Raw genomic sequence first — 15,830 nt, forward strand, 5'->3', positions numbered from 1 at the left:
GACCGCGCGAAACTACTTCGCCGTCGTCGCCATTGCCGCCACTCTGCTCTGGATAAGGTAACTGTCCACACGGCCTAACCTACCAGCCACATATTCATCATGTTTCGGCCTATGGACAACCCCAATCCTAAGACAGATGCCCACCTATAGGTTCATCGGGCTGCGAGGTGCGATTAATGTCATCGGATGAAACAATGTCAGCGACGCCAACAGCAATCCAACGCCAACCCTCCGCGAGTCAGCGCCAGTACAGCGCCGCAGATGTGGAAGTGATAGACAACTATCTGAACAAGGTCGAGCAAGAGCAGATGTATGAGTTCTTGCAGGCTCCCGGTTGGGGCTACGGCGCGCGTTCACATATGGGCAACGACGCCAGCCGTTACTGGTTCAAGCACTTCGCCGGGTTCTGGGAGGTGCCAACCGCTGGGCTGGATCGACATACGCAGGCCGAGCAGGAGCTGAGCCAATACCCGCTGGTTGAGGCGATGTGGCAGAAAGTGCGCGGCCGGTCGCGGCTGCTGCGCTGCTACGCCAACGGTTATCCGTCCGGTGCCGAAGGCGGGGTGCACAAGGACTCGATCGGGCCCGAGCATTATACGCTGCTCTATTATCCACATCTGCATTGGCACCCGGACTGGGCGGGCGAGACGTTGTTCTTCAACGAAGGCGGAGATGATCTGCTGTGCGCAGTGTACCCCAAGCCGAACCGACTTGTGAAATTTCCCGGTTGGATCCCGCATGTGGCGCGCGGCATCTCGCGCCTGTGTCCGTTGTTGCGCATCACGCTGATGTTCAAAGTCTCATTGATAAATTAGCCGATTAGAACCAGCATCCTGGCAACGGCGAAACGGGTTGCAGGTGCAATGGGCGGCTGGATCGCCGCCTTCGGCTCGCTCCCGATCCACCTGTGCAGCCAGCAACTCCAAATCTGCTGGCGGCAACAGAAAAACCGCACGAACAGGGCCTCGATAGCGGCCGGAACATCGGCTATCTTGTGATAACGCGTCGCCGTCTTGGCACTTCGATGCGCCTATCTGCTGCGAGATATCCGGGCTAGACGGAGGTGCAGAGATTCGGCGGAAATTCCGCTTTAGGAGCGTCCCATGCGGTACCTGATGACGCTGGCGTTATTGCCGGCCGGGGCAGTTATTGCCCAACCGACTGTCACATCGACGCGGGCTGAGGCTGCACAGTCGATGTGCCGAGATTCGTCGAGCGCGATACTCTCGAGCCACACACTGGCTGATAAGGCGGAGGACGCTTGCAATAAGCGCGCCTTGGGAGCTCCGGAGCCTCTCTCCGAGATGCCCGCGGACGGCTATCGTCTGACCGCAGAGGAGCGCGGGGTGGCCGCTCCTGCCCCGACGCCCGGCCCCACGCCTCATCCCTCGCCTGATCCGGTACCGAGCTCTGCCGACGTCCCGCTGAGCTTCAACGACCCCGTCTATGCCAACGTCACGAGCGGCAAGACCAATATCGCCTTGCCGCCGGACTCCTCCCGAACAGACCTGTCGATCATTGAGAACTCAGGAGACCCGACGATCACGTGCCTTGGCTCCTGTAGCCTCACGCGGGTTCGTATTCAGTCGCGAGAAGGCGTTCGCTGCAAGAGCGGCAATATCAATCTGACGTGGGTCTATATCGAGGCTACGGGGGTCGAGAATGACCATGCGGATGGATTGCAGTGCTATGCCCCAGGTTCCACGGGCACGGTCACGGTCAAGAACTCGACGTTCAAGATGGCCGGAGCCACGACCGCGGGTTACTGGTCGGCCGATGATTGGCGAGGCTCACACGTCTTCGAGAACGTATTGTTCGAGGGCGGCACTTTCGGACTTCGTATCCCGGCAGACGGCGGCTCTTCGGTGAGCCTGAAGAACGTATACTTCGTGCGTGGTTCGTTCCGTTACAGGGCATTCCTGTTCGACGTGGTCAAAGGTCGCCGCGTCAACATCGCGCAGTGGGAGAACGTGCGCTGGGCTAGTTGGGAAGGCGATCGGCTCGTCCTCGGAAACCCCATCCCGCGGCCAGCTGCGTACCCACCGCGGTGACGGGAACGGATCGACCTCTCGCCGGTTTGCGGGCGCGAAACGCACTAAATGCTTGGCGCGGACGGTCGGGATCCACAATCCCGCTACCAATCAGCAAGATGGGCAAGACGTAAGGAGCGCCCCACACCTAGACCGCGCAGACAAGGAGGTCGGGTCGAGGCTATCACATCGGAGCGCCGCCGCGCTTCCGAGAAGCAAGCGCGTAGCGGCATCGCTGCGGTTGACATCGAATTCGATGACGCTGATGCCCAAACAAGCGTTCACGCGCGCCGACGCGGCACAGCGGAGGCGCGATAGCGGCCACCTAGTGGTGCGGGCGAGGCCCGACCCAAATCTACTGCCTTTCTAGCGACAATCCCGCTCCACGCCGCCTGCCGACGAGAGCAAATGTTGTCTGGCTATGAAGCCGACGCACAACCATCGGATTGGAGCTGCCGCGAAAAACCCCGCCCCGGTCAGGGTTTACCACTTGCCCAAGCTCCCCTTTTTAATATTTAATACGACATTAAATTTGGGTTGATTTCCCATTATATTTAAATATAGTTTTTTGGCATTTAAATTGGTCCCATTAAAAGCCAAGAGATTAGACATGGATGCGCTCGTTCACAGTCCGTCCCGCCCGGCATGGGACAGCTCAATTCTGGACAAGAAAGAAAAGGTTCGCGTAGACAGCGCGAGCAAGTACAGGATTTGCGTCTTCGGAATCGGCTATGTCGGCACAGTATCGGCAGCCTGTCTTGCACGCGACGGACATGACGTCGTGGCGGTCGATGTCAATCAGGACAAGGTCAACGTCCTGAACCGTGGACTGTCGCCGATCGTGGAGCCAAATCTCGCTGAAAGCATTGGCTCCGGGGTCAGCACCGGCCGCCTGAAGGCAACCACAGATTCCGCGGCCGCCGTCTCGTCGACGGACATTTCATTGGTCTGTGTTGGAACCCCCTCACAGGACAACGGATCGCTGGAAACATCTTTCCTGAGCCGGGTGGCGCAGGAGATTGGAGAAAGCATCCGCAAGACCACAAACTTCCATTCTGTTGTCATGCGCTCGACGATGTTGCCGGGCACGATGGAGAACATAGTCATACCCATTCTGGAGCGGTCGTCCGGCAAAAAAGCGGGTCTAGATTTCGGGGTCGCCTATCTGCCCGAGTTTCTGCGGGAGGGGACGGCCATATCCGACTATGATGATCCTGGAACGATTGTAATTGGTGTCGACGATGATCCGCTTACGCTTCGGCGACTCATGGAAATTCACGATCGATTCGCGGTAACGCCTCTGGTGCTGTCAATTCGTGCCGCCGAGGCGGTCAAATATGCAAACAACGCCTGGCACGCGACCAAGATCAGCTTCGCGAACGAGATGGGATTGCTTTGCAAGGCGATGGGCGTCGACAGCCACGAAGTCATGAACGTCCTGGTCGCCGACAAGAAACTAAATATCTCGCCGGCATACCTCAAACCAGGGTTTGCATTTGGCGGGTCCTGCTTGCCGAAAGACGTGAGCGCTTTGCGCTATGCAGGACGAAATGTCGACGTTGACACGCCCCTGCTCGACGCCGTGCTGCAGGCGAACGAGAACCAAATTCGCAGCGCTTTCCGACTCGTTGCTGCGACCGGAAAACGGCGTATCGGGCTCGTCGGGCTGAGCTTCAAGCCGGACACGGACGATCTGCGCTACAGTCCGATGCTCGAGATTGCGGAACGGTTGATTGGTCGCGGTTATGAGCTCGCGATCTACGACTCGAACGTTCGCCTGTCTCAGCTCACGGGGGTTAACAGGGATCACCTGACGAGTCGCCTGCCGCACATTGCCTGTCTGCTTCGGGAGAAAATGAGCGACGTCGCGGCCTTTGCCGACGTTCTCGTCGTGGGGAACCGTAAGGAGTTTCTGAAGAACTCATTGGTTTTGAACGGTCATGACAAAGTAATCATCGATCTTGTACGCATCTCGCCGGAAAAGCAGACCGCAGACGACTATCGCGGCATTTGTTGGTAAGTCGCTGGGACAGCGATCATGACAATGGCATCGGTCGTTGAGGCCACGCGCAGCGTACGCCGGCGGAGAATCCTGATCATCGTTGAAAATCTCCCCGTTCCGTTTGATCGCCGGGTCTGGGCGGAGGCGCAATCATTGCACAGGGCGGGTCACGAGGTTTCGGTGATCTGTCCCCGTGGCCCGTTCGCAGAAACCCCGTTCGAATCGATCGACGGCATCGACGTTTACCGCCATCCGCTACCAATCGAGGCCAAGGGCAAGCTCGGCTATCTTGCCGAATACAGCAGCGCGCTATGGTGGGAGTTCGCCTATTCGCTCAAGGTGTTTTGGGGGCGCGGTTTCGATGTGATTCACGCCTGCAATCCGCCAGATCTCATTTTCCTGGTCGGGGCCTTCTACAAGTACCTGTTCGGCAAGAAGTTCGTATTCGACCATCATGACCTGAACCCCGAGCTGTTCGAAGCAAAATTTGGACATCGCGGGCTGATGTGGAAGGCGCTTGTCTTTCTCGAGCGTCTGACTTTTGGCGTGGCTGACATTTCCATCGCCACCAACCGGTCTTACGCCAATGTCGCTGTCCAGCGCGGCCAGATGGAACCCGATCGCGTGTTTATCGTCCGCTCGGGGCCAAATCTCGCGCGCGTGCGTGAGCTCGCCCCCGATAACACATGGCGCAACGGCCGGTCGCATCTGGTCGCCTATGTCGGCGTGATCGGGGAGCAGGAAGGCATCGACCTTCTGCTAGAGGCGGTCCGGCACATCACGTCCACATGTCAACGTACCGACGTCCAGTTCGTTATCATGGGCGCAGGGCCAAGCCTGGAGCAACTCAAAGCGACATGTACGCGGATGCGACTTTCGGAATTTGTCACTTTCACCGGCAGGGTCGACGACACGACGCTGTTCAAGGTGCTTTCGACCGCAGACGTCTGCGTCAATCCGGATCGTCCCAACGCGATGAATGACATGTCGACCATGAATAAGATCATGGAGTATATGGCGCTCGGCAAGCCGATTGTGCAGTTCGATCTGGCCGAAGGGCGGGTGTCGGCCCAGTCTGCTTCTCTCTATGCGCGCAACCCCGACACGGCCGATTTTGGTGACAAGATCCTCGAACTCATCGACGACCCAGATCGTCGCCGCGAGATGGGCATGTACGGACGCAAGCGTGTGCGCGACGAGCTGTCGTGGGAGCATGAAGAGCCGAAATTGATTGCGGCTTACGACGCTCTTTTCAAATAAGGCCTTTCCAGCACCAAAGAACCACGATTCCGCGTCCCACCTTCCGGCAAGCCTGACCGAGTCAAATTGACTGTCTTTGTCATTGGCCGGCTTTGGGAAGGCTCGTCGATCAAATGTAAGCCACTAACCGGTTTATCGATGCCGCCAGCGCATCAGTTGGCGATAGAGGCCCAGCCTTGTACTGACCCTCCAGGCAACACCACGCATCGCATCCGGATCGCGCAAGTGCTGGCGCATGTAGTCCGCATCCATGCTGTTTGTCAGACAAAGGCGGGAGTAGAGAAAAGGTTCGAACCCCCGATGATGCCCAAGCTGGATTGTAAAGAGGTGCGTGTAGCCGGCCTTCAGAGCCGCGTCCCACACGCGTCGGGAAAAGCGCCCGTATGGGAAGGCGAAAAGAGTAACCTGTTGCCCGAGGCGATCCTCTAGCATCGACTTCGACACCATAAGCTCGCGACCGAGTTCGACATCCGAGACAGTGGTCAAATCGACGTGGGCCATGCCATGTGAGCCAATCGCAACGCCGTTCCTGCCAAGTTCCTCAATCATCTCCCAGCTCATACGTCCCGGCGAGCCCACGAAATCCACTGGGATAAAGGACATGAAACCCGGAATCCGACCGGTCTTCACGTAACGCGCATAGACATGCGTGTAGTCCGAAAGACATCCATCGTCGAAGGTTAGCAGGACCGAACCGGTGTGCCTGGCTTTCGGATTGGGGCAATGCTCCAGAAAATACTGAGGCGAGACCAGCCTGTCCCCGCAAAGCGCGAGATGTGCATCGAATGTTTCATGCGTCAGGCACCACGCGTTCGAAGGCGACGCTTCCACCAGCTCGTGATAGTTCAGGACAATCATAGAGTTTGTATCAGATCTGAGACACGCCGGCTCCAGGCCTGCCAGTTCAGCCGGACTTCGAAAGCGTCGCGGCTCGATTGTCTCAGGCGTGCCAGCCGTTCCGGGCACGCAAAGGTCTCGGAGATGACCGTCGCATAGTCCTCCTTCGTCGCATCCGGCGGCAACAAGATGCCTGTCTCCCCATCGCGGATAGCACCGGGCACGCCACCTGTGGCCGGCGCAATGCTCGGTACGCCATGGGCCGCCGCTTCGCAAAACACGATGCCGTAGCAATCTGCCCGGGTCGGCAAGAGAAAGAAATCCGCGTCACGATAGAGTTGATCCAGTCGATTGCGCTGTTCACGATCGTTCTTATTGAGGAAAGGAATGATCGTCAGGCCATCCTGGGTGACAGGCTTGGGCGGAGTGCATCCGCAGATCACGAGCTCCGCCTCTACGCCCCTGCCCCTTAGCTCAGCGAGAGTTCCGACCGCGATGTCCGCGCCCTTCTCTTTCCAGTTGGCCCCGATGAACAGGAGCCGGCACGGACCCGGCTTGCGGCAGCCAAGCACCGAGGCACGATCCGGCGCTTCTTCGAGGTTGGCGCCCCAAGGAATGACATGCACGCGCGCACGGTCGACGCCATAGTCCCTAACCGCAGATTCGGCGGCCCATTTCGAGGGGTAGAGGACCAGATCCGCGCGGGCAATTGTGTTGCGTTCCAGGCGTTCCGCAATCTCCCGAGCGTTGCGTGACAAGTTCCGATAGTTGGGATGGTAATTCTCGACAAGCCGAAAGGTCGCGTCGGACGCATAGACGAGGGGAACGCCTTTAGGTACATTCCAGGCGAAGTTGGACCCGGCGGGTGCGAAGACGATATCGGGCGAGACGGCGCGGATCTTGCGTGCTGCGTCCGCTGCATACTGCGCAACAACAGGCCCCGCATGGAATGGGGAGAGGCCCGGCCTATGAAAGGCGCGGCAAAGTCTGGAATACGTCTTGTAAAGAGGCAGGATCGGTGCGTTCAGGGGACCGATATGGACCACCTCATGACCTTCGTTTGCGAGCGATTTCGACATGTGAAATGGAGTGCCGGACCAGAACCTGACCTCGCTTGCGTCGCCGATCGTGGCGAAGGCGATCCGCCGCGCTGCCTGGCTGCCGGAGAGGTGGTACTGATTCATTTTATTCCCTTACACACGGCGCAACCGGCAGATCGTGCCAAAAGCGATCACGGCACTTTTCGAAAAGGTGCGCTCCACTCTTCCGCGTCTTCCGCGCTGATTCAATGACTAGAATCTCCGGAGCATTAACTATATTAAATATCAGACATTTCAATAACCATCCGATTTATTTAATTTGATTGCCACCGACATAGCGATCCGCTCCGCGGGCTCCTCCGCTTGGCACGGCGCCATGACCTCGCGGTGAAACACCTCCGGTCATCGATCACACCCATGTTTCCGCCGCTCGTGCGGCTCTATCACGCAGTACGGCGGTTTCCGCGAGGTTCGCTCGCATCCCAGCAAAGACAGCGATAAGGATCAAACAGATGCCCCAAAAGTGCACCATGAACCCCAGAAAAACGATGGTTGTTATGACAACTCCGAGCGCGACCGACAGCCGTCCTTCTTCCGGAGTAAGGTGACGCGATTTATCGATCGAACCAAGCCAGCATGCGCCCACAATCGTCAAAAGAACTAATATGCTTCCGGGAATTCCATACGCCATTGCATTAGCAAGCCAAAAGGCATCCACACTCTCACTCAAAAGCGCGCCGTTGGATTGCCAATCCCAGTCGCCGTTCGCACCAATTCCGAAGATCGGCGAACCGAGTACGACACGCCCCCCAACCTGCCAGATCGCTTGACGGTACCAGGCCGCCTCCGGGCTTACTCCGCAAAGGCGTACAAGCGTTACGACAGGGTTGCCAGAGAAAGTGAAAACAGTAACGACTATGGCAGTCACACACAGTCCGACCAACTTCCATCGAGCCGTGAAGCGAGGGGTTGCAACATAGAACATCGCGAGCGCAAATCCGATCAGATAAGCCAGCAACGGACTCCGCGCCTGCGAAAACAACACACCGATGAGCGCAATACCTGCAACAGCCCAGCCAAATACCTGGGACCTAAACGTAATCAAGGCCACGGTCCCAAACCAGGCGCAAACAGCGCCGAATAATATCGAATGCTCCAGCGGCCCCATGGCGCGAATGACCCCTTCCCTATACAAGGTCTCGGCCTTCGTCGCTAATGCGCCTTCATAGCTGAATTTCACATAACCAGTAATGCCTTTGATGAATTCATAGGTGAACAGTTTATCATTCCAAGGGTCGAGAAGCGCGATACAGACAATCAGAACTGCCAGCATGCAGGAGAAGCGTGCGAGTCGCACGGAACTATCGCCAGGAGTGAGATACCGGAACGTCAGATATCCGCCAGTGAATACAATTGCGTCTATTCCCGCCCCTTTAAGGCCCGTAAGACCACCTGTGATGGTGGCGGCAAACATCATCCAAACGCCCGCAACCGGGGCCAAAATATCTGATGGCACGCAGACTACAGCTCGCGCGCTTGAGAGTCGCGATATCGCCGCGATGGAGGAAACAAAAATCAGAACTCGAGCGACCGAGAGGCGAAAATCACCGACGAAGAAAGACAGGCCCTCGGGCAGAAAAATCGCGACCAGTAATACTTTGAGATATAGCTCGGTACGCGAGTGCGAGCCGCTTGCCGCACGCCTGACTGAACTCAGCTGCCGATCCCGCAGATAGGCAAGTTGAAAACCCGAATCCAATTCTAAGCTTCTGCGGTTCAACGTGAATACCCCCAATGCCGAAGACGTTCCGCAAAAAAGAAGCAGCGCTCAAAATTGAGGCGCCGCGTAAAGCGACCGTTCCGTCCGAAGACGCGCATCATTTCGTCGTCTCCAAAGGAATAGCCTGGAAGTTACGACGCAGGCGCCTCGCTACGGTGGGTGAAATCAGCGCGTAAACAAGCGCCTTGTAGTAGTGCGGATCCGCGGGATGCAAACAAGCACATTGCCAACCCGTCCTCAACGCCGAAAGGCGACGGTTTGACCGACGAAAATCCAACACGCTTCTCATAAAATGGGCGGCGATGTTGTTGTCCAGCAAACTGTTACGAGAGCTGTGGCTGCTATCCTCGCATTCTGGCTCGAACCGTACACCTCGCCGCTCGCAAGCTCGCTTGAATGCCGCAGCCTCGAACTGCCTGCGCCACGTTGGCGCACGCCGGGTGAGTGAATTGGGAAGGATGCGATACGCGTAAAGGCACTCGCCCAACACGGTCATCGGATATATTTCCCCAATTCTCAATATATAGTCGTAGGTCTCAGCAACCTTCAACGAGGGCTCGAACCGCATGTCCCCGACCAATGACATTCGAAACATTCCTGTCGGATCAAGGGCAGGCATTCGAAAGGCTCGAATCTCAGACTGGCAGTCGTCCTCGCTTTGCGGCGCAAACACGGGCGCCATGAATTTCCCGTTAATGATAAGTTCGTTACCGCAGAATACGGCAGCCAAATGCGGCTTGTTGAGCAGCGCACGAACCTGTCTTTCAATTCGCGCTGGATGACTGATGTCATCCGCGTCTTGAATTGCGTAAAACTCGCCGCGGATCTGATCGAGCGCCCGATTGACAGCCACAGGCTTGGTCGAATTTGCCTGGTGGATCACACGGACACGCTCGTCCACTAGCAAGTCTTGAACTGAGTCGAAGCAGCCGTCCGTGCTGCCATCGTTGATAACGAGGATCTCCAGATTTTTATACGTCTGATCGATTATGCTCAGCAGCGACGGCCGTAGATATTCCCCTGCGTTGTAAACGGACATCACGACCGTGACGAGGGGACCTTCAGGCACCCCTTCGACTTTGGACGGATGTGCTTGGGACGTCATGAAAAGCTCCCGGTCAGTCAAGTCCAGTATTTTGTCTTCAATACATTAGCCAAATTAACCAGCTACTATTTAATTTGGACAACGCCGATTTTATCCAATATATTATTATAATGCAACAAACCTCAGCCGGAGCGTTAATCGGCACCCCGGTGACGGGCCACGCCCCGGGGAGATCGACAGGTGGAGCGAGCGAGCACCTTCAGATGAATAGGCTGCAAAGTGACAGGACCCGTGCTCCGATCAACGGGGCTGGGCAGAGCGACCAGGCCGAAGGCTGCGGCATTGGAGAACTCGTCAATTTCACCGCGACCATTATTGCGACGACCACTACACCCGTTACGGCTTCTCCGATGCTGGCTGAGCCGGATTCGAACCCCTGGAGTGGCTAGGTACTTGAGATGATTTGTAAAGCTTGCTTGTCAGACCGCGAACATCGCCGCCACGTATTTACCGAGATGATGTTTGGTACAGGAGAGCGGTTTGAATACCAGGAATGTATTGATTGTGGGACGATCCAGCGCCTGGCGGATGCCGCAGATGAGGGTCGCTTTTACCCTGACGGGTATTATTCATTCGCCAAGCCTTCGCGAAATTCGCGGGTCATCGCAATCAGGGATGCGCATGCACTCGGCATCAAAAGCATATTGGGGGCCGTAGCGTCCTTTGTGAGGTACGATCCCATCGTGGGGGTCATCGGAGATTTTAAGATTGATCCTAGCTCTCGGGTGCTGGACGTCGGCTGCGGGTCCGGGAAACTTCTTCATAGAATGTCTGCCGCAGGGTTCAAGAACCTTACTGGAGTAGACCCCTACATTTCCAAGCCGACATCAGGAGCCGTGACGATTCACAAATCGGATCTTCAAAGCATGTCGGGCGAGTTTGATTTCATCATGTTCAATCACTCGTTAGAGCACGTCCCTGATCCGGGCCAAAGTCTTGGCGATGCAAGAAAGCTGCTTGCGCCCGGGGGCCGCATTCTGGTTCGCATCCCAACTTCGTCCTCGCAAGCATGGACGGAGTACGGCCCGAATTGGGTGCAACTGGATGCGCCACGCCACATTGTGATTCCCTCTCGCAAGGGAATGAGCGCGTTGGCGGAGCGCTGCGGCCTGTCTGTCAGACAATCGATTGATGATTCCACTGCGTTTCAGTTCTGGGGAAGCGAAATGTACCGGAAGTCTAAGCCGCTCACATCATCCGGGCCAAGCGATGTGTTTAGCCGTCATGAGTTGAGAGGGTTTGCCAAGCGAGCGGCAAAGCTGAATATCGAACAACAGGGAGATCAGGCAGCTTTCCTGTTGACCGCTGCTTAGGCTGGATGGCCCGAATCGCAAACCCCTGCCCCTCCGGCCTCAAATGTCACCCAGATCAGAGGCGGATCTTTGGGGGTGACTGCCACCAGCCAACCTCGCGGCCGAATGATTAAAGGAAGAAACTGTTCGATTATTTGAAGCTACTCTGATCGGCCTGACGATCGACCATAGCGTCCGAGCGAGTTGATTTGCCTTGTCTCGCCTTCTGGAAGCCCTTTATGTGGGACCAACCGATACGCAGCGTAGCTTCCATTCTGTCCATGGAGTTGCGCGGGAACCGCGTGCGGCTTCGAAACGAGTCGTACAACGCGGCATTCGCGTTTGGAACGCCAGCTCTCCAAGGTTTGTTCCAGGTCGTGAAATGAACTATATTGGGCTTGTACTCGCCTGCTAATTCAGAGACGTCGAGCTTCTCGTTGTAAGCTAGATAGTTCCATCGGGAATCGAGCTTTTTCCAAAGGCCATCGCACGCAACATTCAATGCGTCTTGATCCGAGTAGGGCGATCCAGGACAGCGCTTGAGATATTCTAACGCTGTTTCGACGATTTGCGCCTTTCGCCATTGGTGCAGGTCTATCAGAAGTACACCAGCGTTAAAGTAATCTCGCACGCGAGGTACCGGTAGGCGAACGGTTTGATTTTTCATCTGAGAATCGAGACCGTCCAGAACCGCGCCAAGAACATTTCCCTCCAGATCCGTTGCCCAGAGCGCCTGCAGATCACCAAGAGCGAGAAGATCGCAGTCCAGATACAATACCTTGGAGACCGTATCCGGGAAAATACGCGGGATGAGGAATCGGGCGTAGGTGATTTTTGAAATGTAACTAATCGTCGAGAACTCCTGGAACATTCCCAAGTCCACCTCGATCCATCGGATCGACGCAGAACCATGCGGAAGGGAGTCCAATATCCTCCTTCGAACACGCTCGGAAAGCCCGTCGGCAAGCACATGAAACTCGAGCGGTTCGCCGCTTCTATCCGTTTCCACAATCGACCGCAGGGTCGTCGCGAGTGGCATGGCGTAACGCCTGTCACAAGCGAGGACGATTGGACCTCGTATCCGTTTTGAGTCCATCTAATGACCTACATGGTTCCCGGAGGAGAAATGACTGCTATCGACCTCGGGTTGATGCTGACTCTTCGGCGATTGCGATGCCCACCCCAAGAGCTTGCCCGGCGTCCTTCTGATAACTGACAAAGCCCATTGACGGCCGCCCTCGCCCGGAATCTTCAGCAACCGCCAGAGCGGAGGCAAGTAACGCAGCCGGCGATCCATAGCCATCGCCTCGCGCATGAGGCGGAGGCCGTCATTAAGGCGGCCCCGTCGCAGCAACGCGATCCCGCGCTGGAATATTCGCTCGGCCAATGCATGACGAGCTAAGCCTTTCAAGTCACGCGAGGTGCCGAGACGATCCCCGTATTCATCGAAGAAGCTCTCAAACGCAAGTTGACACTGTCGATAGTCGGATATTATCTCGGCAAAGTACGCGTTGGACATTGCAGTTGAGTGCCTTCGATAGATTGCCTGCACCGCGTCGATGCGCGCCACCGAACCGCTCGCCGCGAAACGAAGCCACATCTCCATATCGCCGCTGTGCGGCAACGATGCTCGATAGCCGCCGATTGCTTTTTGCGTACTCGTTCGCGCAATAGCGGTCGGCGTCCAAACAAAGTTCGTCGCAATCGCACACATCTCTTCCAGGAGATCCTGGCGAGCCCACGTGTAGTCTTGCGTCGGTTCGATGTTCGGGATCGGCGAATCATCGTTCCAACTGACGCATTCGCCATGCGTGAGAACAACGTCCGGATTTTTGTCCATGATTTCGACGGCGCGTTCGAGTGCGCCGGCGACCAACAGATCATCCGCAGACAACAGAAGGAAGTAATCGGCGGAGGCCCAGGCAATTCCCTCATTGTATGTGCCGATATGCCCCTTGTTCCGCTCGTGCGCGACCACGGTCACTCGAGGGTCGTCTCGCGCCAACTTTCTCGCCACCGAGAGCGAATTATCGGACGAAGCGTCATCGATGATCAGCACGCGAAGATCTGCGACGGACTGCCTGAGAACGCTCCCCACGCAGGCTTCAAGGAACCGCCCATAATTGTAACAGGGTACAACGATATCGACTTTGGCCATGCGCCTGATTCCCTGAGCCCAACCGAAATGATCGGCGTCACCAGCGCAACTGCCGGCTCGCGACATCGACACGATCTGTTTAGACTTGAAGTTCTTTCTTCAACGTCTCCGCAATCAGCACCTGATTCTCCTCAGTCATCTGGGCGTAGAGCGGCAGCAGGATCGAGTGATCCTGCGCAAGCTCCGATTGCCGAAGGTCGTGAGGCCGCTTGTCATTCGAGTAGGGTCGCTCGCGATGCGCACACATGATGCCGCGTCGAGTTGCAATTCCCTGATCGAGGAATCGCTGCATCAGCACCTTCTGATCCACGCCATCCGGCAGTCTGACGCAGTAGCTCTGCCAGTTTGAACGAGCCCACTGCGGTTCGAAAGGCAAGATCAATCCCTCGATGTTACCGAGCAGTTCCGTGTAGCGGGAGGCAAGCGAGCGACGGCGCGCGACAAGCTCGGAGAGCCGCTCAAGTTGCTTGCGGCCAACCGAGGCCTGGATATCGGTCATGCGGTAATTGAAGCCCACCATCAGATAGTCTTCGAAAATCACTTGCGCGGAGCCATGGCGCACTGTGTCCGGCACACTCATGCCGTGCTGGCGCAGCAGTCTGAACTTTCGATCTAGCTCCGCGTCCGCGGTAGTGAGCATTCCACCCTCGCCGGTCGTGATGACCTTGCGAGGATGGAACGAAAAGCACGCGATCCGGCCGTGCGGCTTGCCGATCCGCTCCCAGTGGCCGTTCGCCCGGACCTCGCTGCCGGCGGCACAGGCCGCGTCTTCGATCAGGATGAGGCCATGACGATCGGCGAACGCAGCGAGCGCCGCGAGATCACAGGGCATGCCCATCTGATGAACGGCGATGATCGCACGCGTGCGCGACGTGATCGCTTCGGCTACCCGATCCGGATCTATGTTGTAACTGTCCGGGTCGATATCCACGAACACCGGAGTCGCGCCACAATATTTGATGCAGTTGGCTGTTGCGATGAAGGAATGACTTGCGGTGATCACCTCGTCGCCAGGCCCGATGTTTGCCGCAGTCAAGGCGACGTGCAATGCCGTCGTGCAATTCGAGACCGCGCACGCATGAGGCGCACCAACCAGAGCAGCGAATTCCCGCTCGAACGCAGCAACCTGCGGCCCCTGCGAAACCCAGCCGGATAGCACGGCCTCGCGAGCCGCGTCGGCCTCCTCCTTGTCAAGAAGCGGAATGGCAATCGGGATCATGAAGCTAGCGCCTCCTGCGTGTGCACTGAGCCCTCGGTCTCGTAAGACCTGGAGCTGATCCAGTTCGTTGACCACCTGGCAGCCACGTCAAGTCGGATTGGGGCGCCTCGATGTCCTCGCATCACTGGATTTACCTTCTTTGATTTAATATGATATTCAAATTAAATGGCGGGCCATTTAGAATCAAGATATTAGTTGCCGTGCCGCGAACACCCAACTACGCCCTCATTTGAGTGAATCTGCAGTTAGCGCTGCACGAGAAGTCTCATCGCGTTGCCACGGATGAGCTCCACTTCGGGAAGCTATGGTCGCCCTGTGCCGGGCAGCAATGTTGACACAACAATAGACCAATAATCCGGGCCACAAGCGCGGCTCTTTGAACAGTGCAATGAGCGTCCGATTATTGGCTTCTCCTTTGTTCACGCGCAGTTCGGGAAAGCGCTGGACGAGCTCGAATATTCCCCTGTAGGCACGCGTTCTGACCGCGATCAGTTGCAGCACAGTGCGTGGGGGGAATACCGTGGAGCTGACGCAGGGCAGTGTCGCCCGCTCTCCTGGTCTGAACTGAAGACAAACATAGGTGTCATCAGCAATGACATCCGGAAACTGACCGAATCGCCTGCGCCCCGCCTCGGATAGGGCATAGACGCCAGACCCACCAATTCCCTGGCGCGAAGATGGCAGTCGTGACCGAATTCCGTAGTATTTGCGGACCAGCCAGGAACAGCCCGTCACATTGATATCTGCCGTCGGTGCCGCCGCCAAAACGTCGCCCTGCTCGAGGCGCTTCGCCAGAGCTCGAACGGCGTCAAGCGACAGAACAATATCGGCGTCAGCATAAATCCGAGGAAACCCATTTGAGATTTGATCACCCAGATTCAGCGCGTGGGTTTTTCCTGCGATATCCGACTCGACAACATGGACGGTCGGACTGAAGCGCCGGGCGACGGTCGCAGTGTCGTCAGTACACCCGTTACAAACGACGACCACGCCGATCTCGTCCGAAGCCGGGTTGGTGACCCACTGGCTCAGCGTCCGCGCAATCACGGAACTCTCGTTGTGGGCCGGAACGACGATCGAAATCATGGCTAGCCGGATCGGAATGGA

General features: G+C 56.9%; 13 protein-coding genes. 5 read left to right on the forward strand and 8 right to left on the reverse strand.

What is annotated here, in order from left to right; all coding sequences use genetic code 11:
• Positions 1 to 194 precede the first annotated feature (194 nt).
• The 4 genes from AAFX91_RS01295 to AAFX91_RS01310 all read left to right on the forward strand — a co-directional run bounded on the left by AAFX91_RS01295 (position 195) and on the right by AAFX91_RS01310 (position 5,292).
• Entirely contained in the window at positions 195 to 815 is a 621-nt protein-coding gene (locus AAFX91_RS01295; RefSeq protein ID WP_130576718.1) for a 2OG-Fe(II) oxygenase, read from the forward strand.
• Positions 816 to 1,103: 288 nt separating this feature from the next.
• A complete protein-coding gene (locus AAFX91_RS01300) occupies positions 1,104 to 2,051 on the forward strand; it encodes a hypothetical protein (protein ID WP_130576720.1) in 948 nt (315 codons plus the stop codon).
• 589 nt (positions 2,052 to 2,640) lie between these two features.
• The gene (locus AAFX91_RS01305) at positions 2,641 to 4,050 is read left to right on the forward strand and encodes a nucleotide sugar dehydrogenase (protein ID WP_130576721.1); all 1,410 of its coding nucleotides are present in this window, start codon (positions 2,641 to 2,643) and stop codon (positions 4,048 to 4,050) included.
• 18 nt (positions 4,051 to 4,068) lie between these two features.
• Positions 4,069 to 5,292 carry a glycosyltransferase family 4 protein gene (locus tag AAFX91_RS01310; protein ID WP_245475611.1) on the forward strand — a complete coding sequence of 408 codons (1,224 nt, stop codon included), beginning with the start codon at positions 4,069 to 4,071 and terminating at the stop codon, positions 5,290 to 5,292.
• A gap of 132 nt (positions 5,293 to 5,424) precedes the next feature.
• Here AAFX91_RS01310 and AAFX91_RS01315 read toward each other — a convergent pair whose 3' ends face one another.
• The 4 genes from AAFX91_RS01315 to AAFX91_RS01330 form a co-directional block, all read right to left on the reverse strand.
• Positions 5,425 to 6,150, reverse strand: a complete 726-nt coding sequence (locus tag AAFX91_RS01315; RefSeq protein ID WP_130576722.1) for a polysaccharide deacetylase family protein — start codon at positions 6,148 to 6,150, stop codon at positions 5,425 to 5,427.
• Positions 6,147 to 7,208 carry a glycosyltransferase family 4 protein gene (locus tag AAFX91_RS01320; RefSeq protein ID WP_245475613.1) on the reverse strand — a complete coding sequence of 354 codons (1,062 nt, stop codon included), beginning with the start codon at positions 7,206 to 7,208 and terminating at the stop codon, positions 6,147 to 6,149. The genes AAFX91_RS01315 and AAFX91_RS01320 overlap by 4 nt, the downstream gene beginning before the upstream one ends.
• A 370-nt stretch (positions 7,209 to 7,578) precedes the next feature.
• Positions 7,579 to 8,928 (reverse strand): O-antigen ligase, encoded by a 1,350-nt coding sequence (locus AAFX91_RS01325; protein ID WP_130576724.1) that lies wholly within the window; start codon positions 8,926 to 8,928, stop codon positions 7,579 to 7,581.
• A 118-nt stretch (positions 8,929 to 9,046) separates the two neighbouring features.
• A complete protein-coding gene (locus AAFX91_RS01330) occupies positions 9,047 to 10,054 on the reverse strand; it encodes a glycosyltransferase family A protein (RefSeq protein ID WP_130576725.1) in 1,008 nt (335 codons plus the stop codon).
• 416 nt (positions 10,055 to 10,470) lie between these two features.
• On the opposite strand from AAFX91_RS01330, the gene AAFX91_RS01335 reads away from it, so the two are divergent.
• Positions 10,471 to 11,367: a class I SAM-dependent methyltransferase gene (locus tag AAFX91_RS01335; RefSeq protein ID WP_394565330.1), complete on the forward strand. Its 897-nt coding sequence runs from the start codon at positions 10,471 to 10,473 to the stop codon at positions 11,365 to 11,367.
• A gap of 130 nt (positions 11,368 to 11,497) precedes the next feature.
• Here AAFX91_RS01335 and AAFX91_RS01340 read toward each other — a convergent pair whose 3' ends face one another.
• The 4 genes from AAFX91_RS01340 to AAFX91_RS01355 form a co-directional block, all read right to left on the reverse strand.
• Positions 11,498 to 12,442, reverse strand: a complete 945-nt coding sequence (locus tag AAFX91_RS01340; protein ID WP_394565331.1) for a glycosyltransferase family 8 protein — start codon at positions 12,440 to 12,442, stop codon at positions 11,498 to 11,500.
• A complete protein-coding gene (locus AAFX91_RS01345; RefSeq protein WP_282526389.1) occupies positions 12,443 to 13,504 on the reverse strand; it encodes a glycosyltransferase in 1,062 nt (353 codons plus the stop codon).
• A 79-nt stretch (positions 13,505 to 13,583) separates the two neighbouring features.
• The gene (locus tag AAFX91_RS01350; protein WP_394565332.1) at positions 13,584 to 14,723 is read right to left on the reverse strand and encodes a DegT/DnrJ/EryC1/StrS family aminotransferase; all 1,140 of its coding nucleotides are present in this window, start codon (positions 14,721 to 14,723) and stop codon (positions 13,584 to 13,586) included.
• A gap of 225 nt (positions 14,724 to 14,948) precedes the next feature.
• A complete protein-coding gene (locus tag AAFX91_RS01355) occupies positions 14,949 to 15,809 on the reverse strand; it encodes a glycosyltransferase (RefSeq protein WP_394565333.1) in 861 nt (286 codons plus the stop codon).
• Positions 15,810 to 15,830: the final 21 nt, after the last annotated feature.

Origin of the sequence: Bradyrhizobium sp. 31Argb (assembly GCF_043638955.1) — a bacterium.
GTDB lineage: Bacteria > Pseudomonadota > Alphaproteobacteria > Rhizobiales > Xanthobacteraceae > Bradyrhizobium.

What these genes read in the sequence shown, in the direction of transcription:
- AAFX91_RS01295 (WP_130576718.1), top strand. Translation starts at nt 195, where the DNA reads ATGTCAGCGACGCCAACAGCAATCCAACGCCAACCCTCCGCGAGTCAG.
- AAFX91_RS01300 (WP_130576720.1), top strand. Translation starts at nt 1,104, where the DNA reads ATGCGGTACCTGATGACGCTGGCGTTATTGCCGGCCGGGGCAGTTATT.
- AAFX91_RS01305 (WP_130576721.1), top strand. Translation starts at nt 2,641, where the DNA reads ATGGATGCGCTCGTTCACAGTCCGTCCCGCCCGGCATGGGACAGCTCA.
- AAFX91_RS01310 (WP_245475611.1), top strand. Translation starts at nt 4,069, where the DNA reads ATGACAATGGCATCGGTCGTTGAGGCCACGCGCAGCGTACGCCGGCGG.
- AAFX91_RS01315 (WP_130576722.1), bottom strand. Translation starts at nt 6,150, where the DNA reads ATGATTGTCCTGAACTATCACGAGCTGGTGGAAGCGTCGCCTTCGAAC.
- AAFX91_RS01320 (WP_245475613.1), bottom strand. Translation starts at nt 7,208, where the DNA reads ATGTCGAAATCGCTCGCAAACGAAGGTCATGAGGTGGTCCATATCGGT.
- AAFX91_RS01330 (WP_130576725.1), bottom strand. Translation starts at nt 10,054, where the DNA reads ATGACGTCCCAAGCACATCCGTCCAAAGTCGAAGGGGTGCCTGAAGGT.
- AAFX91_RS01340 (WP_394565331.1), bottom strand. Translation starts at nt 12,442, where the DNA reads ATGGACTCAAAACGGATACGAGGTCCAATCGTCCTCGCTTGTGACAGG.
- AAFX91_RS01345 (WP_282526389.1), bottom strand. Translation starts at nt 13,504, where the DNA reads ATGGCCAAAGTCGATATCGTTGTACCCTGTTACAATTATGGGCGGTTC.
- AAFX91_RS01350 (WP_394565332.1), bottom strand. Translation starts at nt 14,723, where the DNA reads ATGATCCCGATTGCCATTCCGCTTCTTGACAAGGAGGAGGCCGACGCG.
- AAFX91_RS01355 (WP_394565333.1), bottom strand. Translation starts at nt 15,809, where the DNA reads ATGATTTCGATCGTCGTTCCGGCCCACAACGAGAGTTCCGTGATTGCG.